Here is a 25,821-nt window from a genome sequence, read left to right as displayed (position 1 = left end):
TCAGCCCTATGATCACTGAACTTTCGCGGTTGTGGGGCCACTCCCCGGTGGCGTTCTGGCTGGTGCTGCTGGCCGGGCTGTACTACCTGGTCATGGCCGCCAGGCTCACCGTGATCGACATCCAGCACCAGCTGCTGCCCAATCGGATCGTGTTCCCTTCCGCTGGCATTGCCGGCGTGCTGCTGCTTTCGGCCAGCCTGTTCATGCTTGACGGCGGCGCGGCCATGCGTACCGTCCTCGGGGGAGTGGTCCTCTGGGCCGTGTACGTGGTGCTGCGGCTCGTGTACCCTGCCGGCATGGGCTACGGCGACGTGAAGCTGGCCTTCGTCCTGGGGCTGTACCTGGGGTTCGTCGGCTGGTCGGCAGTGCTGTGGGGGACCTTCCTGGCGTTCGTGCTGGCCGCCGTGTGGGGCCTAGCACTCATGGCCCTGCGCCGCGGCAACGGCAAGACGCAGATCCCCTTCGGGCCGTTCATGCTGGTGGGTGCGCTGGGGATGCTGGTGTTTGGGTAGCCGTGATAACCCCGACTTGTGTTGTCCCGAAACCGCGGCGTTTGTCAGTGACCGCCGAGCGCTCCACCAGGCATGAAAATCCCCATAATGTTGATAACTGCGGGCCCCAAGATGATGATGAACAACGTGGGGAAGATGAACAATAGCAGCGGGAAGAGTACTAGAACCGGCAGCTTCATGGCCTTTTCCTCAGCTCTCTGCCTACGGCCCACACGTAACTGCCTGGCCTGGGTCCGAAGCACCTTGCCAATGCTGATGCCGTAGATGTCGGCCTGGACCACGGCACGGACAAAGCTCTTGAGTTCTGGCACCGTAGTGCGATCGGCGAGAGCCTGATAGGACTCCCGCCGGGGCCTGCCCATCTGCATGTCTTGCAGGGTTCGTGTCAGTTCCTCGGCCATGGGACCCTTGCCGTTAGCTGCTGCCCGTGCCATTGCACTTTCGAAACCCAACCCGGCCTCAACAGCGATCAACATCTGGTCCAAGGTGTCAGGAAGCTCAAGTTGCATTGCCTTCTGCCGTTCCTGCCCCTTGCTCATCACCATGAGATCAGGGATGAAGTAGCAGAAGGCAGTGAAGAATATTCCTAACAAAAGCAGTTGTGGTCCAGGTTTGGCAGCTATCAGCAGGAGACTAACGGTTGCGGCTGATAATGCAAGCAAAGGTTTTGCCATCAGTAGCCGGGTCAGTGGCAAGTTTGCCGGGCGACCGGCTCTGGCGAGCAATGTGTCTAGTTTTGCAATGTAGCCGGCCGGGGTAATTCTTTGGGCAAGCGACTGCCAGCTGCGATCGCTGAAGGCTGGCGCCGATTGTCCGGGGGCGCTGCTGCGTCCAAGGTTGTTTCGAATAATGAGCAGCGACTTGGAGTCCACACTGACGAATGACCAGACCAGGTAGGCAATGGGAAGCACAATGACCAAGATAAATACCCAGGGAAGAAAAGTCATTTCAATCTCACCATCTCAGAACTTGATTTGAATTATTTTGCGCATCCACAAGGTGCCGATGACCATCATGACAGCTCCTACTCCAAGCATTATCCACCCCAAAATGTGAGTGAAAAGGGTGCCCAAGTAGGTGGGGTTGACCACCATCAACATGAGGGCCATGCCAAAGGGTAGGGCGATGAGTATGATCGCTGACAAGCGGCCTTCCGCGCTCAGTGCCCTCACCTGGGCCTTGATGTCTCCTCGTTCTCGGATGGTTTCACCAACATGATCAAGGACTTCGGCCAGGTCACCGCCCACCTCACGGTTGATTTGTATTGCTTGGCTGATCCATGAGAAGTCATCGCTTTTCATGCGAGTCGCTGTGTCGACTAGCGAGCTCTCCATATCCCGGCCGATTCTGACCTCGTTGACAATTCGTGCAAATTCCTCGGAAGAGGGAATTGGAGCTTCCTTCGCGGCTGCATCTATGGCAGCCAAAATGCCATGCCCGGCACGCAGTCCACCAGTGATCAGTAACAAGTTGTCACTGAGTTGGGTATCGAATTTGGCCCGCCGCCGGTCAGCAAGAAAGGACAAGGCAAGCCATGCCAGGAACGGTGTGGCGAGTGCGAGCAGTGTCGCGAGACCAACACCGTTGAGGGCAACACCGATGAGGGCCATGACGGCGGCAACTGCAGTCACCATAATGAGAAAATTGGATGGTGGAGTCTTCAGGCCCGCGTCTTCCAGGCGTTGCCGACTATAAGGCCCGCCTCCAATGGTTCTGTCCAAGACAGCCACGGTCGAGTCCGTGAAACTGCTCAACGCCGACTTGTTGGTATCCCCAAAGGGCCGGCGCCGTTCGACCGGCAGTGCTGATCGGCTTGGCTTGAACACTACAAACAGGAGAATAAGAGCGGCGGCCGCGCAGAGGATGATGCCGAGGGCGGAAACGACGAAAGGCATGGTTACCGCCTACCCTTCTCTTGGGTGGCACTGCCAAAGATGTGGGCAGGAACCTTGATCCCAACTTCTGCAAAGTGGTCGACAAATCTTGGCCGAATACCTGTGGGTATCGGCCTCCCCAGAAATCTCCCGTTGGAATCCACGCCTGCTGAGTAGTCAAAAACGAAGGCGTCTTGCAGCGTGACAATGTCACCTTCCATGCCTTGGACTTCTGTGATGTGGGTTACCCGTCGGGTTCCATCCCTCAACCGTGTCAAGTGCACAATAACGTTTACAGCGGAAGCGATCTGCTCCCTGACAGCACGTAGCGGAAGATCCATCCCTGCCATCAGGACAAGCGTTTCCAACCGGGAAACGGCATCACGGGGTGAATTGGCGTGGACTGTTGAAAGTGAGCCGTCGTGGCCGGTGTTCATTGCCTGCAGCATGTCCAATGCCTCACCACCGCGAACCTCGCCGACAACAATCCGGTCCGGACGCATGCGGAGGGAGTTCCGGAGTAAGTCCCGAATTGACACCTCGCCTCGGCCTTCGATATTTGCCGGCCGGCTTTCTAGCCGAACCACATGTTGTTGCTGGAGTTGCAGCTCAACGGCGTCCTCAATGGTGACGATGCGGTCTTCGGGAGGAAGAAATCCAGACAGGACATTCAGGAGTGTCGTCTTACCGGTGCCAGTTCCGCCAGTTACCAAGATGTTGAGGCGCGCTCGAACACAAGCATCCAAAAGTATGGCCATGTCGGGTGTGAGAGTTCCGAAGTCCGCGAGATTTTGCACGGTTAACGGCACCCGGCTGAACTTGCGAATCGTGAGTGAAGGCCCGCTTACGGCGAGTGGGGGAATAATGGCGTTTACGCGGGAGCCGTCCTCGAGCCTGGCGTCCACCATGGGGGACGATTCATCAATGCGGCGGCCGACCTTCGATACGATGCGTTCGATTACGCGGCGAAGGTGCGTTTCGGTGGCGAATCGTGCGTCGGCGAGGATGATCTGCCCGCCCCGCTCAATATAGATTTGATTCGGGTTGTTCACCATGATTTCTGTGACGGTGTCGTCATCGAGGAACCGTTGGAGGGGCCCGTAGCCGAGTACGTCGTCGCCGATTTCCCGGATCAGCCGGCGGCGTTCCTCCGGAGTCAGTGGCACCTGCTCTTCATCAATGACTTGGCTGAGTTCTTCCCGAGCAGTCTTTCGCAGATCTTCTTCGGAGAGATTTGAGTCGGTAAGCCTACTGCCCATGCGCTCGAAGAGTGCTTCACCAGCGCGTTGCTTTAGCCCCGCCAGCGCCCCGCCGCCTCCACCCGAGGGACGGGAATCCAGAGGATCATGCTCAGCATGCGTGGGAACACTGTGGATTGCGGGTGTGTTCGCTTCGTTAATTGGGCCAAGACCCCGGGCTACATTGAGTCGTTCTGTGAGATTCATGACACCACCACCCTCCTGTGAAGCTTCTTCCGAATTTGGGATCCCCGATCTGGATCGAAGCGTTCCACTAATTTGCGCAAGTTCTTGGTTGCTGAGCTTCGTGGGCCGTCCTGGAGAAGTGGGACGCCTTTGTTAGTGGCAAATGGTATGGCCGGTGAGAGGGGGATGACGACGTCCACGGGGATCCGGATGGTGGCCTCGATGTCCTGGACGTTGAGACCGGCATGACGGTTGGCAAAGTTAAGTACGACGTGTCGCCCCTGGGGAACCAAGCCCAACTCCTCGAGCACACCGAGACTGTTGCGCAGTCCCTTGATGCTCGGAATGTCCATCCCGACAACCCACACCGCATCCGTCGCCTGCTCAAGTGTTGCCAAGGCCAGCTCGCCAAGCCCCGGTGCCGTATCCACGACGACGTATTTGAACTCTGTGGCCAGTTGCGCAATCAGATGGCTGACGTGCTCGGCAGTGACCAAGTCGGCTTCATTGGGATTTGTCGGTGAACACAGTGCGTAGACGCCGCCGGAATGTACTGTAAGGAAGGCCTTGAGGACCATTGCATCGTGGGCTGCAGCCCCCGTGACGGCGTCCACGAGTGTGTGTTCCGGATCCAGCGACAAGGCCGAGGCGACATCCCCGAACTGGACATCGAGATCGACTATGACCACGCCCATGGGGGCCACTTTGCCCAGGCCTATGGCCAGGTTGGTTGCGACGGTGGTTTTGCCGACTCCGCCCTTGGGCGACATGACGGCAATAATTCGTCCAGTCTCCTGCTCTGGGTTGACTTGGACGGACAGACCACGACGTCGACCGGCGGAGGACAGGCACGCACGCTCCAGCATTATGCGCAGGGCCGGGACGTCCGAATCTGGACTGATGATGTCGCGGATACCGGATCGCATGGCCGACAACACCAGGTCCGGGGTGCTGTCGGAAGCAAGAATCACACTTACCTCAGGGAACTGAAGATCCAGGACGGTCGCGAGCTTGAGCGCTTCATCCGTGGAGACGCCAGGGCCAAGAAGGATCACCTCTGGCGGTTCTGCTGGGTCGTGATGCATGATGTCATGTGGCGCGCTGTTGATTGCCGATTCAGGCAGTCGTTGAACGCTTCCATGGAGGCCGTCTGCCACTGCCCGACGGACACGCTGCTCAAAGTCGCTTGAAGTAGTGATGATGACGAAGCGGCTCATTTCAGCACCCCGTCCATAAAGAGTGTGTCACCGTTGTTGGTGGCCGTGTCTGCATTTTCCTTAGACAGGTATATCTTTCCGAACTCGGCAGCATGCACCGTCTTCGTAGCATCCGCACCGGTTTGTGCGAGGGTAATCAGCACCTGGTTGCTTGAACTGGGCGCCTGGGCTTGCTGAGTGGCGCCATTGGATTGCGAAGAAGTTCCAATTCCAGTGCCCACCCGGGTAACCAACACTTTGTGAAATTGCAGCTTGGTCGCGGGAAACGGTTCATTCTTGGGTCCTGCGCCAGTGGAGTAGGAGATAAAAACGCCCACGATGTCGCCGGCCTTAAGGACTCCCCCAACGACGCGTTCCGGATCCAGCTTTAGTGTTATCTCTTCCATCCCCTTGGGAACTGCGGCTTGGTTCGGAATCGCCAAACTTTGCGGATTGACCAAACGCGATGAAAGAAGCTGCTCGCCAGGGACAAGAGCTACCGCGGTGACTTTACCGGAGAAACCAGACAGGTCCTTGACCGAATCCGCTACGGTGGCGCTTTTCGGAAGTGATTGAAGCTTGACGAGTGACTTCAATTGGTCAATGGTCGTCCCGGCTGCAACTGGCTGCTGGATGACCAGCACTTCAACTGGGTCCAAGCCTGCCTGCGCGCGGCTGTCAGCCGCTTGAACGTATGTGGAGAGGAGGACAGCACCCACGATGGCTAGCACCAGCGCTAATACGCCCCCCAGAAGGCGTGTTTTCACTTCAAACTCCTAAATTATTGGATGAGTCTTACCGTTTTGTCCGACGGCAATGGATGCAACGCTATGTAGTCATGAATGCTGACGAATCCGACAAAGTAGCCAAAGAACCCACGGCAGTTGTTGCCTGTCGGCAAACACGCTGGCGGGTTGACCCCGTCATGATTTGGAGGTTGGAAGTGCCAACCGGTTACATGGAATATTGCAAACCCAGTTAACGTGTAAGTCGCGTTAATACCGCTGCTCGTCGATGTTGAAAATATCGGAATATAGGCGTCTTTATTCAACAGACTATCTAGTAGGCCACTGCAACTTGGCCAGGTAAGTACCTTTTGAGATGCATTGCCAACCCAGCCATCCACGATGTATGGCGGACTGGTAGGAATGGACATGCATTCAGATGCTTGAGGCTGAATCCAACCGAATCCCCCAGCCGCATATCCTGCGCCAGAATCACATCCAGGGTAGGAGGCAGTTTGGTCCGACCGAAGGTATATCGGTGTCTTGGCCGGATCCACAGTGAAATTCCCGGTTGCAGCAAAGGAAGACTTTTGCGCTGCTGTCAGGCTTGCCATGAATTCGCAGTTCCCTATTGTCCACGGAATGGTAGATAGTGTGTCGGTTGCTGGCCAGATGGCCGTTGCCGTAGCCGGAACATTGGCGCTGCTAATTCCGAAGACGTTGGCGAATGCCAGTTGAATAGCATTAGGATTCGCTGTGCTCTTGCTTGAAACGTTGACTGTGACGGTCCGTTTGGTGAAGTCAATATTCACCCCATTCGTGTTTGCCATGTGGTCATTGGCGTTAGCATTTGCCATGGCGGTGGCAACGGGTGTGGGTGCGGCACATCCAGCGGAAGTCGTGGACTTTGCGCAGTCATACGCAATGGCAAGTGCGGCTGAATCGGCACCGTTCTGAAGCTGAGCTTTTTCGGCATACATCATGCCAACGTCGACGGAGATGGCAGCGAATCCGAGCAACACGACCATTAAGATGGCAGTTACTACGGCAGTTGCACCGCGCTCATTGTCTCGACTGTCCCGTTTGTGGGAACGATTTATCCGCCACATTGCATTACTCCGATTCCAGTGATCTTTGGAGCGTTACCTGGAATGAATCCTATTAACCAACCACGATTAGCTGTCGATTGGACGGCTGAGATCTTTACGGTAACTACGACACCTGGTGCGCAGGCGCTGCCTGAGCTGTAGGTGGGGATCACCGGGGTGGTCATATTAAGTGATGGCGCCGCGCTTTTAGCCGCATTTTGCACGGCGGTCGCAGAGAAGCCGGAATCTGAATAGTGAACGGCTGCGTATCGCGCGCCTGCCCGAGCGGCGTTGCTCGCGGAAATTTGCTGGTTGAAAAGGTACCCAAACTCTATGATTCCCATAACTAGCAGGAGAAGAACGGGTAGGATGAATGCGAATTCTACCGCAGCAGCTCCGCGTTCCGATTTCTTGTGCTTCATGGCCATCCCTCCCAGCTGGAATGTTGGTACTGGTGAAAAGCGGTGGGGGCGGTCCCTGGTCTTCTTGGGACCGCCCCCTTTTGAACTTCAAATTGCTGTGGCCGTTAGTCCTAGAAGCCGGAGGTAGTGAGCTGAGTGACGACCCTCGTGAATGCACCAAGGATCTGGGTCCCCAAGGTAGCAACGACCCCGATGATGACGGCGGCGATCAGGGCGACCATGATGCCGTACTCAACGGCGGTTGCTCCGCGCTCGCCCTCTCGGACTTCCCGGACGCGGTCCACGCCGGCGATGAACATTGACTGAAGGGTTACATACATCTTCAACATTTGTTTTTCCCACTTTCATAAAAGGTGATTCAGGATCCGAAATACCCAGTTTTGGCCTGAGAGAAAGATGTAAGCCAACTTGTGAACCTCGGTGTGGCGCCCGGTAAAACTTCCCCCGGCTGACAACAACTAAACGCCAGCCAGGCGGCACTCTCTAGAGTGGTCAGCACTCTACTTTTTGGACACGGTTTCCCCGCGTACGGACCCTTATGAAATAAGGGGGAGACCGCTTTCCCACTCGCATAGCGAGTGTAGGCGTCAGAAAACAACCACTCAGCACGTGGACTACTTGCCTGCGGTTGTAACCATTCCGTTACCATTTCAGGCCGCTTTTGGGCGCCCAGGAGAGACCCTTCCAAAAATGCGTGTTTTGCAGGGATGTGGCGTCAAAGCCGGCATGAGAATGGTGGGGGAGGGCCGCGAAAAATGGGCACCCTGGCGCTTAGTTGGAGGCAGCGTCCTTTCGTCGGCACGTCCCCCGCGCGGTGGTATGGTCAGCCCTCAGATGACCCGGTATATCAACTAAACGCCTGTGCCCAGGCAGGTAACAGAGTGGTGACCACTCGATTTTTCTCAGCCGCCCAATCGAGTGTTGCCGGGGGTACTGGACGGGTCTGCAGAAAACGCCCCAGAATGCCCGCCAACCCCATGCGCAGCCAACCTCAAACGCACCTTGTCCGCCTGCACCGCCGCAGCGGAAAGCCGGGCAAATTCCCTGTCCCGCCGCTCCGAAATCAACGCGGACAGGAACACTTCCGGGGGAGTGCCGGCCGGGGGCAGCGGCGCCACGTGCGGGCTGGCCTCCTCCGCAAGCGACGCGGCCATGGCGAACCTCGACTCCGGCGACATCTGCGTACCCTGGCGCAGGAAGATTGAAATCCGGCGAGCCAGCGAATCCGGCAGCCGGCCGATGTCCGCCAGCTTCGCCCACGGCTGCAGTGCGGGCACCACAAACACCTGCAACGGCTTCGGCTGGGGCGCCCGGTCCCGGATGGCATACGTGCCGGCCACCATGTCGCCCAGCCTTTTCGACTTCTCATTGAAAAGGGAGACCAAAAAGGCCACCGAGCCCAGGGTCATGTAAATCTCAAAGACGCCCAAAAGACCACGGATCAGGGCGTGGCGGAACCGAATGGAGCCGCCGTCGTCCCTCACTATCCTCAAGCCCAGGGCGAGCTTGCCCAGGGACCTGCCCCGGGTCATGGTCTCCACCGCCACCGGCACGCCCACCAGGATCCCCACCAGCAGCACCAGGAAGATGGCCTTGGCTGCGGCGGCGTCGATCATGAACGGGATGGTGGCGAAGGCCCAGACGGCGCCGATCACCAGCACAATGGTGACCAGGACGTCGATCGCGGCGCCCAGCGACCTCGCGGCAAAGGAGGCCGGCCGCAGTTCCAGGACTACGGCCTCGCCGGTGATAATCGCGGACATGCCACCAGTCTAGTGAGCCCGGTGAGTCCTGCGGGGGCACCGGCGCGCACCACGTAGGCTTGCCCTGTGGACCTGGACGCCTTTACCGCAGTGCACCGCCCGCAGTGGGAGCGGCTGAAGGTGCTTGCCCGCAAGCGCCGGCTCACGGGCGCCGAGGCGGACGAGCTCCTGGAGCTGTACCAAAGCGTCTCCGCCCAGCTCTCCCTGATCCGCTCCGTGGCCGCCGAAAGCGCCCTCTCCGCCTCGCTTTCCGCCATTTTGGCCACCGCACGGACGCGCTTCACCGGCGCCAAGAGCAACTTCTTCGTGGATGTGGCCCGATTCTTCGTGATCTCCCTGCCCGTGGCCTTCTATCGCCTGCGCTGGCTCACGCTGGCCGTGGGCGCCGTGTTTGTGGTGGTTGGCGTGCTCTTCGGCGTGTGGACCGCCGGCAACCCGGGCGTCATGGCCGCCCTGGGCTCAGACTCCCGCCTCCAGCAGCTGGTCAACCACGACTTTGTCGACTACTATTCCGAGAACCCCGCCGCCTCCTTCGCCGGCTCCGTGTGGACCAACAACGCCTGGATCGCCGCCCAATGCGTGGCCCTGGGCATCACGGGCGTGTTTGTGCCGTACTCCCTGTTCATGAACGCCCAGGGTGTGGGCATGACCGCCGGCGTGATGTTCGCCTACGGCCGCGGCGACACCTTCTTCAGCTACATCCTTCCCCACGGCCTCATGGAACTGACCAGCATCTTCATCGCCGGCGCCGCGGGCCTGCGCATCTTCTGGTCCTGGGTGAGCCCCGGCCCCCGCAGCCGGCTCGACTCCCTGGCCCGCGAAGGCCGCGCCCTCATGACCACCGCCATCGGTCTGGTCTTTGTCCTCTTCGTCTCCGGTCTGGTCGAGGCCTTCGTCACCCCCAGCCCCCTGCCCGTGTGGGCCAAGATCACCATCGGCGCCCTAGTGCTGGCCGGGTACTGGAGCTACACCTTGGTGCTTGGCCGACGCGCCTGGCTGGCCGGGGAGACGGGTGACCTTTCCGCGGACGACGCCGGGGCTGCCGCCATCTCCGCCTGACCCTTGCCATCCGAACGGCTTGGGTTGGGAGGGCTTCGCCGTGGTTTTCCCTTTGCCGTGGAGTTTGCTGTGAAAGTGGTGTCAGTTTGGCCAAGCGCCGGGGTGGCAGCGGCCCCGGGAAGCTGCTCCCGGGTAGTCTTCACGGTGTGACACAGAACCCAACCCCGGAAAAGCCCACCTCGCAAATGCCTGTCGTGGCGAAGGCTGGCGCGCCCGCTGCTGGTGCTGCTGCCTCTGCTGCTGGCGGTGCTCCTGCCTCTGCTCCCGGTGCTGCCGCTCCTGCTCCTGCTCCTTCTGGTGCTCCCGCCTCTGCTGGTGCTGGCGTGCCCGCGGCGCCTGCCGTTGCCCCTGCTGCTACTCCTTCTGCCGGAGCGGCGCCCGGCGCCCCTGCTTCCCCCGCACCTGCTGGAGGTGCGGCACCTGCCGGTGGAACGGCGTCGTCCTCGGTGCCGGCAAAGCCCGAGGCCAGGATCAAGCTGGACGAACCCGCGGACGGCAGCGAACCGGAGCCCATGCGCCCGGCCCGGCGGCTGCCCAAGCTGCCCGAGGTTTCCGTCGCCGGGTCCCCGGCGACCCCCACGGCCGCGCTGCAGGTGCGGCATTCGGACAAGCGGCTCGAGAAGACGCGGGTGGCCCTGGAGCAGGCGGCCAGGACCAAGCCCGTGCTGCCGCGCGTGTTCCAGGTGCTGCTGGCCGTGTTTTACCCCGTGGTGCTGCTGGTGCTGGCCATCCGCCTGGTCACCACTCCGTACTTCCTGTGGGTGGAGTACCACCGCCCCGGCTTCCCGGCCGACTCCTTTGGCTTCAGCACGGACGACCGGATGACGTATGGCTCGTACACCGTGGACTACCTGCTGAACCTCTCCGGCGCCCGCTACCTGGGCGACCTGGTCAACTCCCAGCACAACCAGCTGTTCCTGGCCCGCGAAGTGGCGCACATGGCGGACGTGAAGACTGTCATCACCACGGCGTTCGTGATCGGCCTGGTGCTGGCGATCGGCATGGTCATTGCGATGGTGTACCTGGCGCGGCGCAGCGTGGGCGGCATCAGGCGGGGGCTGTTTGCCGGGTCGATCGTGACGCTGGTGATCATTATTGCGCTGGGCGTGCTGGCCGGCATGGGCTGGGAGACGTTCTTCACGGACTTCCACCACATCTTCTTCGCGAACGGCACCTGGACGTTCTACACGGACGACACCCTGATCCGGCTCTTCCCTAGCGAATTCTGGCTGGACTCCGGGATCTTCATCGGCGCGTTTGTGCTGGTGGTGGCGTCGCTGACCATGGCGTTCACGTGGCCCACGGCCGGCCGCCGCCAGGCAGTGACCCGCTCCCGCCGCCCGGGCCGCAGGACGGCCGTGGTCGGGTAGGTTTCGGTGGTTCGGTGGTCGAGCAGCGTGCTCTGCGAGCGCGTCGAGACCCGGGAACCCACACTCCGGTGGTCGAGCAGCCGCGTCGAGACCCGGGAACCCAACGCCCCTGGTGGTCGAGCAGCGAGCTCTGCGAGCGCGTCGAGACCCGGGAACCCACACCCGGTGGTCGAGCAGCGAGCTCTGCGAGCGCGTCGAGACCCAGGGGCAGCGTCGAGACCCGGATTTCGACAGGCTCCATCATCGGCGGTGCAGCTCCTGCGACCTTTTCGGCGCGTAGCCCGCAGGAGCTGCACTTTGGAATCCTGGAAGGGCGGTCAACCCGCAGGAGCTGCACTTTCGAATCGACACTGGTGCGTTTGAGGACCAGGCGGGCTCCAAGAGTACAGATATGGCGGCCACGGCGGTCAGCGGGGGTCGGATTGGCATCCCCGAGCCACTGACTCAGCGGTGAGTATGCAGCGATGGCGACTTAGACCGGTTCTAAGTCGCCATTGCTGCATACTCGGGGCCCGGGGGAGGGTGAAAAGGCCCGGGGCCCGGTGAAAGGGCCGGACCGAAGCACGGAAACCCTCAAAGTACGCATATGGCGGGCCACCGGATTCCCGGACACCGCGAAACGGCACAGGCCCTCCCAAGGCAGGGACCGGCGTCGTGCTTGGAAATGGTGGAACGCACTGGCTTTTAAGGCCTTGGGAAGAGCGCCCCCTGTGCAGTGCCCCACATGCAACGCTGGTACGTCAAGGGCTACAAAAGAATGGTGCTTGTTATGGACACCACGCTACCCCGATGAATTGTGGGATTCTGCTAGACTCGCCCTGATACCAGTTACCGCATTTACCGCAAAGTTTGGATAATTTTGGAAGACGAGCAATTAGGTAGCGCGGAAAAGTCCCTCGATGTGATGGACTATGTCCGCGTTTTTCGGCAACACTGGATGGGGGTCGTTGCACTAACGCTTATCGGCATTCTTTGCAGTGCTGGGTGGATTTTTACGCAGACGCCAACGTACTCATCCAATTCTGTTGGCTACGTTTCAATCCCTGGTGGGGACAATATGGGCTCAGCACTGGCGGGGGACAACCTGGCCAAGTCGAAGGCCACCAGCTACGCCAGCTTCGCCAGCTCGCGCCCCGTGGCGGATGCCGTCATCAGCTCGCTGAAGCTGGACGTCAAGCCGGATGCGCTGCTCAAGCAGATCACGGTTACGTCCGCCAAGGACACCCCGCAGATCAAGATCACGGCCACCGCCGACTCCGCCCAAGAGGCGCAGAGCCTGGCCAACGCGTGGGTTGTGGCGCTCGCCGACCAGGTGAAGGTGCTTGAATCGACCACGCCTGTCAAGGGCCAGCCCGCCGCGGCGGATTCCATCATCAAGGTGGTGGCGCTGGGCGACGCCCCGCTGCCCACCTTCCCCACCTCGCCGAACAAGAAGCTGTCCCTGATCCTGGGCGCACTGGCCGGCCTAATCATCGGCGTGGCCTACGCCCTGGTCCGCAACCACCTGGACCGCCGCATCCGCTCCATTGAAATGGTGGAGCGCGTCATCGGCACCTCCGTGGTGGGCACCATCCCCGTGGACGATCGCCTCCGCAACGGCCAGCACGTGGTGGAGAACGGCCAGATCAACCACGCGAACTCCGAGGGCTATGCACTCTCCGAGGCCCTGCGTGAACTGCGCACCAACCTGCACTACATGAACGTGGACAACCCCCCGCGCGTCATCGTCATCACCAGCTCCATCCCCAGCGAAGGCAAGTCGACCATTGCCGCGAACCTGGCCGTGACCATTGCCGCCACGGGCGAAAAGGTCATCCTCATCGACGGCGACCTCCGCCGCCCCGTGGTTTCCGAGTTCTTCGGCCTCGCCGGCGGTGGCGGACTGACGGACATCCTCAGCGGACAGGCAACGCTCGACGACGTCCTGCAGGTTTACGGGCCCGTGCCGGCTCTTGCTGTGCTTGGCGCCGGCCGGATTCCCCCGAACCCCAGCGAGCTGCTCGGTTCGCAGTCCATGAAGCGCCTGCTGGATGCGCTGGCCAAGGAGGCCGTGGTCCTTATCGACGCCCCGCCGCTGCTGCCCGTTACGGACGCCGCCATCCTGGCCCGCGCCACGGACGGCGCCCTTGTGGTGGCCGGTGCCGGCAAGACGACCATCGACGAGCTGGAGAAGGCTGTCAGCACCCTGGCCAAGGTCAACGCCCCGCTGCTCGGCGCCGTGCTGAACCGCGTGCCCACCTCGGGCGGACAAGCTGCCGGCTACGGGTACTACGGAAAGTCGTACTACTACCGCCAAGACAAGGCCTCTGCCTCGGGTGCTGCCGCTGGTTCCAAGAGTGTCAAGGGCAAGAAGGTGCGCCGCAACCACGCCCCTGCCGAGCCCCTGACCACGCCGGTCAAGGAATACTACGCCGATGCTGACGAGCCGCAGCTGACTGGTGCCGCACAGGACTTCGAACGCCTGCTGCACCCGGTGGACGACGAAACCGTGCCCCGGCGTTTGACCCGCCACCTGTAGGCCTGCTTCACCGTTTTCGCAAAGGGACCCTGCCCGGACTTCATGTTCCGGGGAGGGTCCCTTTGTTGTTGGCGTTCGTGTCCGGCGCAAGATTCAGCAGCTAAGAGGAGCTAAGCGGTGCAGTCGCCCTATGGATCAATCGAGGCCGGTGCTTTGAGTGGGCTTCCGGCCGAAACTCATCTCGCCTTGACGCACGGTTGGTAGAAGCAGGGGTTCTCGTAGGACTCGCGCAGATAGCAGGTGAACGGATTCACGGAGATAAGGGAAGAGCGCGAACACGGAAACCTTATTGCCAAAGTCGAAGGCGGCTTCGTCGGAGACCGAGTATTTGTCGTCGAAGTCCCATTGACCGACAGCTTCCGAGCGGACTTCACCATTCTGAGTCGTGATCCGCACAGAAAGACGGGCGTGCAGGGTCGACTCGTCGGCGCGGACCATGAGGTTGAATTCAGTGGAAAATTGCTGGTTTAGCGACGGCGGCGACGCTTCTTCGAAGTGACCATCGAAGTGCCGGGCGGACTCTTCCAGAAATCCGATGTCCTTCAGCGTGGAGTGCGTGGCGATCTCGATTGCATTGTTAAGTGCGGGCCTTTTGGGGGTACTCATGCGGTTACCGCAAAATAGGAAGGATCTTCATGATCAGCATGGTCCCGTCGCGTTACGTCGTCATCCCTGACAGCGACTCGAATGTGACCAGACTCAATGTCCATGTCCAGTCCGATGCGCGCCGTGATCCATCCAGATTGGCTCAAACGTTCTTCGGCCAAGCGTCCATTGATGATGGCAATTTCGTCCTGTGACGGGTAGCGGACCATTTCAGCATACCCAGAATTGGATCGAGCCCAGGTGGCAACTTTGCCCCAGTCCCAGAGTGATACCCCGGAAATTACTGACGGTTCAGGGAAGGTCTTTTCTGCCTTCCGGGTGCCGCGAATCCAGTTGTTGACAGCTTGGCGGCTCACTCCCAGGCGGTCGGCAATCTCCGTTGTGGTCACTAAATCCTGCACCATCGAATGAGCGGAAATCCCACGTGCTTGCATCGCGGCCAGAAGATTAGGCCACGACTCTTGGAGTTCCCCAGTCAGCAGGAATGTGGCAAAAGTCTGTGAACCATGAACGGCAATGTGGGCATCAAGTTCGTCGGCAAGGAAGTCCTCCTCAGACTCCGACAGCGCATCAACGAGTAGCCGAATTTCAATCTTGTCCACAATGTTCATGCTCCCATATTTACCCAGTCGATGAGGTGTTGTCAATTGACAACACCTCTTCATCTGTGCCGCATCAGTTCGTGCCGGTCAGGGCAGCGCATGGCGTCGCGACGGAGCTTCCAACCAGATGATTCCAGCTCCAACAGCACGGCAAAGATATCTTTGTGGACTTCCTTGCGGACATCGCTAACCCGTAACCAACCCGAATCTTCCATGAATCGCGTTCACCTGTTCCTCTCTGTCCCGCAGTCAGCTCCCGCTGCACCAGGCCTCAAACGCGACAATCTCCTCCACTGCGGGCATGATCTCCTCCACCATCCGCTGGTGGGTCGTGGAGCTGCGCAGGTAGGGGTCCACAACGTCGTCACCGGCCGCAGACGGGCGCGACGACGACCGGAACGTGGCGGCCAGGCCCGGCATGGCAGCCCACCGTGCCTCCACCTGCCCGGGCGAGCCTCCCAGCGGGACCTGGGCGCCGGCGTCGGACTTAAGGGTGCGAAGGATCCGCGCAAACTCAATGAGGGTATAGGCGCGCTTGAGCATGCGCGGGCTCAGGCGGATCACGGCGTCGCGGTGGGCCACGGTCATGGCCAGCACCAGCTCGCTGCCGGCCAGGATTTGGGGGGTCAGCTGGCGGGAGATGAAGCCTTCGCTGGAGCCGCCCAGGGCCGCGAGCAGCTGGGCGGATTCTGCTTCCATGCCGTCGCCGGCCATCGATGCGGTGCCGGCGCTGGCCACCTGGAACAGGCCGGGGTGGAGGGCGTCGAATTCCTTTTGGAGCATCCGCTCGGCGTAGGGGGAACGGCAGATGTTCCCGGTGCACACGGTCAGCAATCGAATCATCAATTGATCATATCCGGATTGCTAGAATGGTTTGGACCCCCAATTTCGGCTGCATTTAGCCGCGCAATTCCGCCAAACCAGCCGAAGGATCCCGCCACGCATGGCCCGTGAAGTGCAGCCGTCTGCCCCGTCCCTCTGGTACCGTCTCCGGCACAACCTTGCAGTGACGTTGGTGCTGAACCTGCTGGCCGCCGTGGTGGTCATTGCGCTGGTGCAGGCGTTTTTCGTGAAGCTGTACGTGGTGCCGTCCGGGTCCATGGAAACCACGCTGCAGGTGGGGGACCGGATCCTGGTCAACCGCGCCGCGTATGCCGGGGGAGTGCCGGCGCGCGGCGACGTGGTGGTTTTCTCCGCGACCGCCGACTGGCACGAGCCCAAGCCCGCCTCCTCCAATCCGCTCAAGGAGGCGGTGAAGTACGTGGGCGACGTGACGGGGATCGGCCCCTCGCACGGCGACTTCCTGGTCAAGCGCGTGATCGGCATCCCCGGCGACGTGGTGGACTGCTGCAGCGCCGGCGGCTTGGTGGTGGTCAACGGCGTGCCCCAAAACGAGCCCTACATTTATGGGAACCTGCCGTTCTCCGCCACCCTTGACTGCACGTCGGCGGCGCGCAGTGCCCGCTGTTTCCCTCCCGTCACGGTGCCCAAGGGACAGCTGCTGGTGATGGGCGACCACCGCGGCAACTCCAACGACTCCGTTTACGCCTGCCGCGGCAAGGACTCGGCGGACGGCTGCCTGAAACTGGTGCCGCTGGGGGAGGTCATCGGCAAGACGTTTGCCACGGTGCTGCCGCTGAACCGGATCGGCGGGGTTCACTAGGGTTTCGGGCGCTGGTTGCCTACAGGAAAGACGCCGGCGAGGGACGCCGCCGTCGAGCTTGCCGGCGAGGGACGCCGCCGTCGAGCTTGCCGGGGCGTTCGCGGACTTTCCTGTGGGGCACAACCCAATGCCAGTTTGGCCCCGGGTGCACCGGGGGACAAACTCGGCATGAGTTTTGCCCCAGCGGGAAGTGCGGCCTTGCCAAAGCGCTGGGCGGGTACCTCGCTGGTGGTCGTGAGGACGGGGCCAAACTGCGAGAACGGCGGATCCCCCCCGGACGATTTCACGCCGGCGGGGCGAACCCGCCAACGCCCCGAGAAGATACACCGTCGGTGCGGGAGGGCCCCGCAGTCGGCGCGCGTGCCCGGTTGAGCAGCGGGTTGGCACCGCAATCGTCGAGGGCACCGCAATCGGCGAGGGGCAGCGCGGGACACCGGCCAGGTTCCAGGCCGCCACGCTGGGCCTGCGGCTGACGGCTACCCGATGACAAGCGCCTCCGGGTTCCCCGCGGGTTGATCGCAAATTCACGACTTAAACGAGTTACATGTACATTCATGGGCGGATTCGGGAACCGCAATTGCCGCCAAGCGTCAGGCCTGTTCCAGCACGCCCTTGGCCACCAGCTCGTCCAGGGCGGCGCCAATCAGCTGCGCGGCGTCCGGATGGCCGCCAATCCGCTCCACCACGCCCGCCAGAACCTCATCGCGGCTGGTCCACCCGGCCGCCAGCTCCCAGATGATCCCGCCCAGCGGACCCAGCTCCATGACCTGTGTGTTCACCAGCACCAGCACGACGCCGGCCACCTCCACCGCGTCCCGCACAGCCGCGCGCCGTACCCCTGTCCGCAGGCCCGTGTCAGAACGCTCCAGCTCCAGCGCCATCCATGGGTCCGTCCCGGCACCGGAAGGGGCGGACAGCTCAGGCAACACTTCGCGGATGCCGGCCGCCTCCGAATAGCGGATCCGCGTCACACCGCCGCACGCGTCAATCATGCGGCACAGCTGCACCAGCCCGCGGTCCAGGCTCGCCAGGGCGGACAGCTGCGGCGTCAGTTCCAGGACAGCTTCCACCAGGGGGACGGCTTCCAGCACCACGGGGCCGCCGCCGTCGTGCCTGGAAAGCAGCGTGATGGCCCGCAGGAACGGCTTCGCTGGCGTGCGGCCCAGCGGGAAACTGTCCGGGCCCAGCTGCAGTTTCGGCAGGCCGGCTTCGGGCTGCTTGACGGAAAGCGGTTTGGGGTAGGGGACGATCCGCAGTTCCTCATCCACGGCGATGGTTTCGTCGCTCACGTAGCCCAGGCCGGTGCCGAGGGTCCGCGCCACCGTTGTTTTGCCCGTGCCCGACGGCGCAATGAACGCCACCGTGGCGCCGGTGGAATCGGCCAGGCCACACGCGTGGAACATCATGAGCCTGCCCGCCAGCTGGTCGATGGCGGTGAGCGTGATGGTGGAGGTGAGGTGCTCGTCCGCGCGGTCAAAGCTCCCGGTAATGCGCGCCACGGTGCCGGCGGCCACCGTGCCGCGGGCCAGGCAGCGCGACCACGCCGCCCGGAAACCCGCAGCTTCCTCGGCGGACAGCCCCGTGACGTCGATCGGCACGCCCAGCGCTGTCACCTGCACCGTTGCAGGCTCGACGGCGGCCCCGCCGGGATCCGTGCGGACGGAGGAGGCGGTGCCTGGCATGGTGGGTCCTGTCGCTGGAGTCGATGTGGGAGTTGGAGTGAAGAAGGGGGATCTTTCTTGAGCTTAGTGAATGGGCACGGCTCGGCATAACCCGGGCCGCACCCAAGGTGACCCGGGCGCCCGGCCGGGGCGCCGCCGTCGTGCTTGTCAGATCCAGCTGGGCATCCACATGTGCTGGCGCCAGTAGTCGTAGGGGATGAGCTCGGCGGCCCAGATGGGGTAGAAGTAGGCGCTGAGGCCCACCGCGAGGACCAGGAAAATGCCGGCGAACAGGGCGCCCTGCTGCCTCCGCCACGGTGGGCTGTCCGCCCGGCCCAGCACCAGGCCCAGCACCATGGTGACGCCCAGGATCATGTAGGGCTCGTAGGCGATGGCGTAAAAGAAGAAGATGGTGCGTTCCGGGTAGAGCAGCCACGGGAGGAAGCCGGCGCCGAAGCCCACCAGGATGGCGGCGGCGCGCCAGTCGCGGCGGAAGATCCACACGCCCAGCAGGAACAGCACGGCCAGCGAGCCGCCCCACCAGATCAGCGGGTTGCCCAGGCTGGTGACCATGGCGGCGCACTTGTCCACCGTGCAGCCGTCCTCGCCCTTGACGGGGTACTGCGAATAAAAGGACGTGGGGCGGCCCATGACCAGCCACGACCACGCATTCGCCTTGTACGGGTGGTCGGTGGAGAGGCCCGTGTGGAAGGCGTAGGCGGTGGAGTGGTAGTGCCACAGCGACCGCAGCGACGCCGGAATCCAGCCCCACGTCTGGCTCGGGTTGGAGGCTGCCCAGTTGCGGTCGTAGGCGTCCTTGGACAGGAACCAGCCCGTCCACGTGGCCAGGTACGTCACGGCCGCCACCGGGACCATGCTGACAAACGCCACCGCGCCGTCCTTGAGAATGGCGCCCGTGATCCAGTACCTGACCCCGGCAATCCGGCGCGCGTTCATGTCCCAGACCACGCTCATCACGCCAAACGCGGCCAGGAAAAACAGCCCCGACCACTTCGTGCCAATGCACAGCCCCAGCGAGATTCCGGCCGCCAGGCGCCACCACCTGAACCCCAGCCACGGCCCGTACAGGAGCTCCCGCGGCCCCACCTGGCCACGGCGGGCGGCGAGGGAGGCAAGCCTGGCGGCCAGCCGGCGTCGTCCGTCATCGCGGTCCATGATGACGGCACCAAACGCAACCAGCGCCCAAAACATGACAAAAATGTCCAGCAGCGAGGTGCGCGACTGGACAATCGCGTGGCCGTCGACGGCGAACAGCAGGCCCGCGACGGCGCCCAGCAGGGTGGAGCGGAACATTTTCTGCGCGATCAGGGCCAGCAGGAAGATGGACACCGTGCCGATTAGCGCCGCCGAAAACCGCCACCCGAAGGAGCTGTCCGGGCCGAAAAGCCACATGCCGAACGCGATCATCCACTTGCCCACGGGCGGGTGCACCACGTACTCGGGCGAAGTTTGGAGGCCGGAATAGTTGCCCTTGACGAAGAGGTCGTTCGCCTTCTCCGCCCAGTTCCGCTCGTAGCCGCTCTGGAGGTAGCTGTACGCGTCCTTGATGTAATAGGTCTCGTCAAACACCAGCGCGTGCGGATCGCCCAGCCGGACAAACCGCAGCACGCCGCCGATCACCGCCGTCAGCGCCGGGGCCAGCCAGAACCAGAGGCGCAGGCTGGGCGGGGTTTGGTAGGCGCCCATGAGCCGCCGGGCCAGGGCCGAGCGGGTGAACGCCGCCGAGGGGTCGCGCAGCCAGCGGGGCCCTGGTTTTGCCACGGCTGTCGCTGCTGCCTCGGCTTCGGCTCCGGCTTCGGGGGCGTTGATGTGCACCCTGCCCATGCTACCCAGTGCTGCTGTCCGGCCGCGGCCAACTACGCTGGTGTCATGGAGAATGACTTGGAGCTTGAGGGTTTGGCGGACGGCGACTGGGATGACGCGGCCGGGGGCGTTGCCGGGGGTGTTGCCGGCGGCGCCGACGGCGCGGACGACGGCGACGACGACGCGGACGCGAACGGCGGCGCGGACGCGGACGACGGCGGCGACGACGCCACCACTCTCCCCGGCATCGCCACCCTGCCCGGACTCGCGGAGGGCCAGGGCTACATTGTTTTGGCGGCCACGCCCATCGGCAATGCGGGGGACGCCTCCGCCAGGCTGGTTGCCTGGCTGGGATCGGCGGACATTGTCGCGGCGGAGGACACCCGCAGGCTGCATCGGCTGACCACTTCCCTGGGGGTCCAGGTGTCCGGGCGCGTCATCAGCTACCACGAACACAATGAGGCCGCGAAGACGCCGGAGCTGCTGGCCCAGGTCCAGGCGGGCAAGGTGCTGCTCATGGTGTCCGACGCCGGCATGCCCACGGTGTCCGATCCGGGCTTCCGGCTGGTGGAGGCCGCCGTCGCCGCCGGGGTGCGGGTCACCATGGCGCCCGGCCCGTCCGCAGTGTTGACGGCCCTGGCCCTGTCCGGCCTGCCGACTGACAGGTTCTGCTTTGAGGGGTTCCTGCCGCGGAAGTCGGGGGAGCGGGCGTCGCGGCTGCACGAACTGGCCGTGGAACCGCGCACCATGGTGTTCTTCGAGGCGCCGCACCGTTTGGAGCCCATGCTGCGCGCGCTGCACACCGCGTTTGGCCCGTCGCGCCCGGCCGCCGTGTGCCGGGAGTTGACCAAGACGTATGAGGAAGTGATCCGCAAGCCCCTGTCCGGCCTGCTGGAATGGGCCGAGGCTGCGGACATCCGCGGGGAGATCGCCGTCGTGGTGGCCGGCGCCCCGGCAGCGGACCATGGCACGCCGGAAGACCACGTGGCTGCCGTCAATGAACTGATCGGCCAGGGCATGAGGCTGAAGGAGGCCGTGGCTGTCATTGCCCACGACGTCCACGTCAGCAAGCGCGAACTGTACAGCGCAGTCCTCGCCTCCCGGAAGTAGGCAGCCGGCCACTTTGAAACGGGGCACGGTTATGCCGCCAATGGTGCGCCACTTGAAGAGTGGAGCACCATTGGGCCCCAACGGCGCTCCGGTGTTCGAGCGGGCCGCGTTGTTCAAGTGCACAGCGAAACCAGCATTCAGTAGTGCGCGCATGCGTAGACACTTTTGCCGGCGGAGAACTACCGTGAACGTAACGCACCACACACTGCCGCACGGTTCCGCGCTGTCCGCCCGGGCCCTGCCAATGACACACAAGGAGTCATCATGACCGTGACCGCTGCCGCCGAATTGACCGAACGGGAGAGCGCACTGCTGGCGGGCGTCCCCACCGGCCTGCTGATCAATGGCGAGTGGCGTGCCGCCGCGTCCGGCAAGACGTTCGACGTCGAGGACCCCTCCACCGGCAAAGTGCTGCTGACCCTGGCCGACGCCGGTCCCGAGGACGGGGCCGCCGCCCTGGACGCCGCCGTCGCGGTTCAGGACGAATGGGCCGCCACCGCCCCCCGAGTCCGGGCCGAAATCCTGCGCCGCGCCTTTGACATGGTCATCGCCCGCGCCGAAGACTTCGCACTCCTGATGACCCTGGAAATGGGCAAGCCGCTGGCCGAATCCATGGGCGAGGTCAAGTACGGCGCCGAATTCCTGCGCTGGTTCTCCGAGGAAACCTCCCGCTCGTTTGGCCGCTACTCCTCCAACCCCGAAGGCACCCAGCAGATCTTGGTCCAGAAGAAGCCGGTGGGCCCGTGCCTGCTGATTACGCCCTGGAACTTCCCGCTCGCCATGGCCACCCGCAAGATCGCGCCCGCCATTGCCGCCGGCTGCACCATGGTCCTCAAGCCGGCCAACCTGACCCCGCTCACCTCCCAGCTGTTCGCCCAGGTAATGCTCGACGCCGGCCTGCCCGCGGGTGTCCTGAACGTCATTTCCACCACCACTGCCGGCGCGGTGACGGGCCCGCTCATCCAGGACACGCGCCTGCGCAAGCTCTCCTTCACCGGATCCACCCCCGTGGGCCGCCGCCTGCTGGCCGACGCCTCCACCAATGTGCTGCGGACCTCCATGGAACTGGGCGGCAATGCACCGTTCCTGGTGTTCGAGGACGCCGACCTGGACGCCGCCGTCGAAGGTGCCATGGCCGCCAAGCTGCGCAACATGGGCGAAGCCTGCACCGCCGCCAACCGCTTCCTGGTGCACGAATCCGTGGCCGAGGAATTTGCCACGAAGTTCGCCGCGAAGATGGGCGCCATGACCACCGGCCGTGGCACCGAGCCGAGCACCAAGGTGGGTCCGCTGATCGACGCCAAGAGCCGCGACAAGGTCCACTCCCTGGTCACGGACGCGCTCGCCGACGGTGCCCGCGCAGTGGTGGGCGGGGCGCCCGTGGACGGCCCCGGCTACTTCTACCAGCCCACCGTGCTGCAGGGTGTGGAGCCCGGCGCCCGCATCCTGAGCGAGGAAATCTTCGGCCCGGTGGCCCCGATTGTCACGTTCAAGAATGAGGACGAGGCCGTGGCGCTGGCCAACGACACCGAATACGGCCTGGTCGCCTACGTCTTCACCAAGGACCACAACCGCGGCCTGCGCATGGCCAACCGGATCGAAACGGGCATGATGGGCCTGAACGCCGGCGTCATCTCCAACGCCGCGGCACCGTTCGGCGGCGTCAAGCAGTCCGGCCTGGGACGCGAAGGCAGCCTGGAGGGCATCGAGGAATACCAGTACACGCAGTACATCGGCTTCCCGAGCCCCCACACCGCCTAGCCCCCTTCCGTTGAGGTTGGAGATAACCACCGATCCTTGGCGTGGTTATCTCCAACCTCAACGGGTTTTAAGGTGGTTATCTCGAATCTCGACGGGGGCGGGTCAGCGGGTGAAGAGCGACGGCGGCAGCACCACCGCGCGCAGCCTAGCCACCCAGCCCGCCCGGCTTGCGAGGGTGGCGCCGATCCGCTCCAGGGCATCCGCGAGGTCGTCGCGGCCGGCTGCGTGCCCGTCCGACGGCGGCCCGTAGACGGACGCTTCGTAGGCGCCCAGGATCAATTTCACATCGCTGGAATCGCCAGCGCCCAGCATGGCCGACACCTGGGCCGCCTGCACCGACGGCGTCCGGGACGGGTCAAAGCGGGCGCCAAAGTCTGCAGCGCTGGCCTTGAGCTCACGCCACGCCAGCAACTCCGGCGCATCCCGCGGGTCCGGGGGCGCAACTGTCGCCAGAGAGCCTGAACGGGCAGTATGCGTGCCCGCGCCACCGCCGCCAGGAGGCCCGCCCACGGTGTCCCGGCCGCCGCTACCGCCACCGCCGCCGTCACCTCCTCGCCCCCTGCCCGAGCCGGCGCCGCGCACCAGGGCCAGGCGCCGGCGTCGTACCAGCAGGCGGGTCAGCGCGGGGGAGGCCAGCGCCAGCAGGGCCAGCAGCACCGCCGCAAACGCCGAACCCACCCGGGCCGGCGCCGGGGTGGCCGGCACGGGGGCCGCCGCGGCGGATGGGGAAGCCGTGGCCGAAGCGGTGGCCGTGGAATCGGCACCCGCGGTGGGCCGGGAATTGGCGCCGTTGAGGAGGTCGCTGGAACCGAGGTTCGAGCCCTGCGAGGAAGGGGCCTGCGCGTAGGAGGGGACGTCGCCGCGGGACGGCGTGGGCTCAAACGGCACCCAGCCCAGCCCCTCAAAGTACAGCTCGGGCCAGGCGTGCGCGTCCTTGCCCGTCACGTAGTAGCCCTGCATCTGCACACCGCCCACATCCAGGGTGTCGCCCGAGGAGGCGCCCGGCGCGTACCCCACGACAATCCGGGACGGGATGCCCATCTCGCGCGCCAGCACGGCCATGGTGGCGGAAAAATGCACGCAGTAGCCGGCCTTGACCTCCAGGAATTTGGCCAGGACGTTCATGCCGGCGCCGTCGTACCCCTGCGTCACGGGCGTCTTCTCGCTATAAGTAAACAGGGGCGAGCGCAGGTAGTCCTGGATGGCCATGGCACGGTCGTACGGGGTGTTTTGGCCCTTTTCAAGCTGGTTCGCGGTGTCCTTGATGATGGACGGGACATTGCCCGGGAGCTTGAGGAAAATCGGGTCCAGGGACTTGCTGGGCGGCTGCGCGGCGGCTTCGAGCAGGGCCGGGGTCAGGTCCGGGATGTCGCTGCGGACCACGTACGTTTTCCCGTCCGAATCCGTATCCTGGGCGCTGAGGGTCTGCGTGGACGGGTTCCAGTTCCAGCGCCCGGTCAGATCGCTCACGGCCGCGGCAAAGGTGGGCGCGGGCAGCCACGGACTGGACAGGTTCGACACATCAATCCATGTGTTGGTGGACGTGTGGGGAACCGCCGGATTGGGCCCCAGCGCGGGCGTGAGCTGGCCCAGGTCGGTGCGCAGGCCGTCCGGCACGGCGGTGGGCTTCCACTTGCGGCCGCTGAAATCCTCCAGCGTGCTCATGCGCAGGTAGACGGGACCGGTGGCGGAGGTGTTGTACGTCAGGTTCACCGCGCCCGACTGCGCCCGCAGGTCATTCCCCAGCGAAATCATCGGATCCAGCCCGGACACGTCCCCCGGCCCGCCCACCCGCGCGCCCTGCGGGAAGGAACCTTCCGTGAAGCCTGGAATCACCGCGGGAAGCAGCACCATGACAAGCACGACGGCGGCACCCAGGGCGGCTGCCCGGCGCAGGGCCCCGCTGGGCCCGCGGTTTGCGGCGGGGCGCAGCCTCCCGTCCGGCGCGTACCACCGGCAGCAGCCCAGGATGAGGAGATAGCCGGCGGCGGCCGCTGCCAGACCTGCCACGCCGATGCCGTCCAGCGTGGTCAAGGACGCCGGGAGCAGGATCAGCACCAGGCCCAGCCCGCTGGCTGCCGGCATGGAAAGCGTGACGGCGAGGGTGTCCACCAGCAGGGCCGCGAAGCCCAGGCCTGCGCAGATGACGAACGTGATACCGTCGTCGGCCGGGACGGGGGTGCTGTTGACCAGGATGGTGGCCGCGGCGTCGGAGGAGAGCTGCACGGCGGCGTTGATGGTTTGCGGCGACGGGATGAGGCCCACGTAGGCGGTGCCGGGGAAGAAGGCCAGCGTGAGGCCCATGAACCAGCCGGCCAGCGCCGCCACGGGGGCGAAGGCCGCAAGCCGGGGCCAGCGGCGGACGATGGCCGGCAGCAGCAGTGTCAGGGCCACCACCAATATGGCGCGCGGCACCCAGCTGCCGCCGAGGAGCACATTTTGCAGGCCGGCGGAGGATGCCATGATGGCGGCAAAGACGGCCAGGGCCAGCACCCAGCGGGCGGGACCCGTTTCGGGGGTGCCCAGCCATTCGCGGAGTCCGTTGCGTCTGCCGCCCTGGTCTTGCTGCCCGGGCCCGGTGGGGCCGCCGGATCCGCCGGGCCCTGCGGGGCCGCCGGGGTGGCCGGGGTGGCCGGGACCGCC

Annotated in this window: 22 protein-coding genes; 7 read left to right on the top strand and 15 right to left on the bottom strand. The window is 63.7% G+C overall.

The genetic code is table 11. The annotated features are described in order from the left end of the window. Positions 1-8: 8 nt before the first annotated feature. A complete protein-coding gene (locus LPN03_RS14380) occupies positions 9-512 on the top strand; it encodes a prepilin peptidase (protein WP_262454762.1) in 504 nt (167 codons plus the stop codon). 44 nt (positions 513-556) lie between these two features. On the opposite strand, the gene LPN03_RS14375 is transcribed toward LPN03_RS14380, so the two are convergent. The 9 genes from LPN03_RS14375 to LPN03_RS14335 all read right to left on the bottom strand — a co-directional run bounded on the left by LPN03_RS14375 (position 557) and on the right by LPN03_RS14335 (position 9,004). Then, positions 557-1,459 (bottom strand): type II secretion system F family protein, encoded by a 903-nt coding sequence (locus LPN03_RS14375; protein ID WP_262454761.1) that lies wholly within the window; start codon positions 1,457-1,459, stop codon positions 557-559. A 15-nt stretch (positions 1,460-1,474) separates the two neighbouring features. Then, on the bottom strand, positions 1,475-2,407 hold the full coding sequence (locus tag LPN03_RS14370; RefSeq protein WP_262454760.1) for a type II secretion system F family protein: 933 nt from the start codon (positions 2,405-2,407) through the stop codon (positions 1,475-1,477). Between the two features lie 2 nt (positions 2,408-2,409). Further along, positions 2,410-3,831 carry a CpaF family protein gene (locus tag LPN03_RS14365; protein ID WP_262454759.1) on the bottom strand — a complete coding sequence of 474 codons (1,422 nt, stop codon included), beginning with the start codon at positions 3,829-3,831 and terminating at the stop codon, positions 2,410-2,412. Continuing rightward, complete coding sequence (locus LPN03_RS14360) at positions 3,828-5,027, bottom strand: CpaE family protein (RefSeq protein ID WP_262454758.1); 1,200 nt, start codon at positions 5,025-5,027, stop codon at positions 3,828-3,830. The genes LPN03_RS14365 and LPN03_RS14360 overlap by 4 nt, the downstream gene beginning before the upstream one ends. Beyond that, positions 5,024-5,773 carry a Flp pilus assembly protein CpaB gene (gene cpaB / locus LPN03_RS14355; RefSeq protein WP_262454757.1) on the bottom strand — a complete coding sequence of 250 codons (750 nt, stop codon included), beginning with the start codon at positions 5,771-5,773 and terminating at the stop codon, positions 5,024-5,026. Before cpaB ends, LPN03_RS14360 begins: the two co-directional genes overlap by 4 nt. 14 nt (positions 5,774-5,787) lie before the next feature. Continuing rightward, on the bottom strand, positions 5,788-6,840 hold the full coding sequence (locus LPN03_RS14350; protein WP_262454756.1) for a TadE/TadG family type IV pilus assembly protein: 1,053 nt from the start codon (positions 6,838-6,840) through the stop codon (positions 5,788-5,790). After that, positions 6,828-7,163: a TadE/TadG family type IV pilus assembly protein gene (locus LPN03_RS14345; protein ID WP_410468602.1), complete on the bottom strand. Its 336-nt coding sequence runs from the start codon at positions 7,161-7,163 to the stop codon at positions 6,828-6,830. Before LPN03_RS14345 ends, LPN03_RS14350 begins: the two co-directional genes overlap by 13 nt. A 188-nt stretch (positions 7,164-7,351) precedes the next feature. Further along, positions 7,352-7,570, bottom strand: a complete 219-nt coding sequence (locus LPN03_RS14340) for a Flp family type IVb pilin (protein ID WP_262454754.1) — start codon at positions 7,568-7,570, stop codon at positions 7,352-7,354. A 573-nt stretch (positions 7,571-8,143) separates the two neighbouring features. After that, entirely contained in the window at positions 8,144-9,004 is an 861-nt protein-coding gene (locus LPN03_RS14335) for an RDD family protein (protein WP_262454753.1), read from the bottom strand. A 66-nt stretch (positions 9,005-9,070) separates the two neighbouring features. On the opposite strand from LPN03_RS14335, the gene LPN03_RS14330 reads away from it, so the two are divergent. The 3 genes from LPN03_RS14330 (at position 9,071) to LPN03_RS14320 (ending at position 13,951) form a co-directional block, all read left to right on the top strand. Further along, entirely contained in the window at positions 9,071-10,063 is a 993-nt protein-coding gene (locus LPN03_RS14330) for a stage II sporulation protein M (RefSeq protein WP_262454752.1), read from the top strand. 446 nt (positions 10,064-10,509) lie between these two features. Continuing rightward, a complete protein-coding gene (locus LPN03_RS14325; protein WP_316255821.1) occupies positions 10,510-11,433 on the top strand; it encodes a TIGR01906 family membrane protein in 924 nt (307 codons plus the stop codon). 859 nt (positions 11,434-12,292) lie between these two features. After that, complete coding sequence (locus LPN03_RS14320; protein WP_410468601.1) at positions 12,293-13,951, top strand: polysaccharide biosynthesis tyrosine autokinase; 1,659 nt, start codon at positions 12,293-12,295, stop codon at positions 13,949-13,951. A 135-nt stretch (positions 13,952-14,086) separates the two neighbouring features. On the opposite strand, the gene LPN03_RS14315 is transcribed toward LPN03_RS14320, so the two are convergent. The 3 genes from LPN03_RS14315 to LPN03_RS14305 form a co-directional block, all read right to left on the bottom strand. After that, complete coding sequence (locus LPN03_RS14315; RefSeq protein WP_262454750.1) at positions 14,087-14,557, bottom strand: hypothetical protein; 471 nt, start codon at positions 14,555-14,557, stop codon at positions 14,087-14,089. After that, on the bottom strand, positions 14,554-15,168 hold the full coding sequence (locus LPN03_RS14310; protein WP_262454749.1) for a YfeC-like transcriptional regulator: 615 nt from the start codon (positions 15,166-15,168) through the stop codon (positions 14,554-14,556). The genes LPN03_RS14315 and LPN03_RS14310 overlap by 4 nt, the downstream gene beginning before the upstream one ends. A 240-nt stretch (positions 15,169-15,408) precedes the next feature. Beyond that, complete coding sequence (locus LPN03_RS14305) at positions 15,409-16,002, bottom strand: low molecular weight phosphatase family protein (RefSeq protein ID WP_262454748.1); 594 nt, start codon at positions 16,000-16,002, stop codon at positions 15,409-15,411. A gap of 100 nt (positions 16,003-16,102) precedes the next feature. Between LPN03_RS14305 and lepB the strand changes: the two genes are divergently transcribed. Continuing rightward, positions 16,103-16,822: a signal peptidase I gene (gene lepB / locus LPN03_RS14300; protein ID WP_262454747.1), complete on the top strand. Its 720-nt coding sequence runs from the start codon at positions 16,103-16,105 to the stop codon at positions 16,820-16,822. Between the two features lie 590 nt (positions 16,823-17,412). Here the strand turns inward: lepB and LPN03_RS14295 are convergent. Next, complete coding sequence (locus LPN03_RS14295; protein WP_262454746.1) at positions 17,413-18,504, bottom strand: hypothetical protein; 1,092 nt, start codon at positions 18,502-18,504, stop codon at positions 17,413-17,415. 147 nt (positions 18,505-18,651) lie between these two features. Continuing rightward, positions 18,652-20,313, bottom strand: coding sequence for a dolichyl-phosphate-mannose--protein mannosyltransferase (locus LPN03_RS14290; RefSeq protein WP_262454770.1), 1,662 nt, complete (start codon positions 20,311-20,313; stop codon positions 18,652-18,654). Between the two features lie 60 nt (positions 20,314-20,373). On the opposite strand from LPN03_RS14290, the gene rsmI reads away from it, so the two are divergent. After that, positions 20,374-21,417 carry a 16S rRNA (cytidine(1402)-2'-O)-methyltransferase gene (rsmI, locus tag LPN03_RS14285; protein ID WP_262454745.1) on the top strand — a complete coding sequence of 348 codons (1,044 nt, stop codon included), beginning with the start codon at positions 20,374-20,376 and terminating at the stop codon, positions 21,415-21,417. Positions 21,418-21,681: 264 nt separating this feature from the next. Then, positions 21,682-23,178, top strand: coding sequence for an NAD-dependent succinate-semialdehyde dehydrogenase (locus LPN03_RS14280; protein WP_262454744.1), 1,497 nt, complete (start codon positions 21,682-21,684; stop codon positions 23,176-23,178). A gap of 102 nt (positions 23,179-23,280) precedes the next feature. Here LPN03_RS14280 and LPN03_RS14275 read toward each other — a convergent pair. Next, positions 23,281-25,821: DUF3488 and transglutaminase-like domain-containing protein (locus LPN03_RS14275; protein WP_262454743.1), on the bottom strand; the 2,541-nt coding region annotated here is incomplete at its 5' end.

The organism is Arthrobacter sp. A2-55 (genome assembly GCF_025548615.1).
GTDB classification, from domain to species: Bacteria; Actinomycetota; Actinomycetes; order Actinomycetales; family Micrococcaceae; genus Specibacter; species Specibacter silviterrae.
The sequence above is the reverse complement of the archived record's forward strand: the minus strand, read 5'-3'. Positions and strand labels throughout refer to the sequence as shown.

Bases quoted from the DNA above. Each gene is read 5' to 3' on its own strand.
- rsmI (WP_262454745.1), top strand. From the start codon at position 20,374: ATGGAGAATGACTTGGAGCTTGAGGGTTTGGCGGACGGCGACTGGGAT.
- LPN03_RS14375 (WP_262454761.1), bottom strand. From the start codon at position 1,459: ATGACTTTTCTTCCCTGGGTATTTATCTTGGTCATTGTGCTTCCCATT.
- LPN03_RS14370 (WP_262454760.1), bottom strand. From the start codon at position 2,407: ATGCCTTTCGTCGTTTCCGCCCTCGGCATCATCCTCTGCGCGGCCGCC.
- LPN03_RS14335 (WP_262454753.1), bottom strand. From the start codon at position 9,004: ATGTCCGCGATTATCACCGGCGAGGCCGTAGTCCTGGAACTGCGGCCG.
- LPN03_RS14315 (WP_262454750.1), bottom strand. From the start codon at position 14,557: ATGAGTACCCCCAAAAGGCCCGCACTTAACAATGCAATCGAGATCGCC.
- LPN03_RS14345 (WP_410468602.1), bottom strand. From the start codon at position 7,163: ATGGGAATCATAGAGTTTGGGTACCTTTTCAACCAGCAAATTTCCGCG.
- LPN03_RS14280 (WP_262454744.1), top strand. From the start codon at position 21,682: ATGACCGTGACCGCTGCCGCCGAATTGACCGAACGGGAGAGCGCACTG.
- lepB (WP_262454747.1), top strand. From the start codon at position 16,103: ATGGCCCGTGAAGTGCAGCCGTCTGCCCCGTCCCTCTGGTACCGTCTC.
- LPN03_RS14380 (WP_262454762.1), top strand. From the start codon at position 9: ATGATCACTGAACTTTCGCGGTTGTGGGGCCACTCCCCGGTGGCGTTC.
- LPN03_RS14340 (WP_262454754.1), bottom strand. From the start codon at position 7,570: ATGTTGAAGATGTATGTAACCCTTCAGTCAATGTTCATCGCCGGCGTG.
- LPN03_RS14365 (WP_262454759.1), bottom strand. From the start codon at position 3,831: ATGAATCTCACAGAACGACTCAATGTAGCCCGGGGTCTTGGCCCAATT.
- LPN03_RS14350 (WP_262454756.1), bottom strand. From the start codon at position 6,840: ATGTGGCGGATAAATCGTTCCCACAAACGGGACAGTCGAGACAATGAG.
- LPN03_RS14295 (WP_262454746.1), bottom strand. From the start codon at position 18,504: ATGCCAGGCACCGCCTCCTCCGTCCGCACGGATCCCGGCGGGGCCGCC.
- LPN03_RS14360 (WP_262454758.1), bottom strand. From the start codon at position 5,027: ATGAGCCGCTTCGTCATCATCACTACTTCAAGCGACTTTGAGCAGCGT.
- LPN03_RS14310 (WP_262454749.1), bottom strand. From the start codon at position 15,168: ATGAACATTGTGGACAAGATTGAAATTCGGCTACTCGTTGATGCGCTG.
- LPN03_RS14305 (WP_262454748.1), bottom strand. From the start codon at position 16,002: ATGATTCGATTGCTGACCGTGTGCACCGGGAACATCTGCCGTTCCCCC.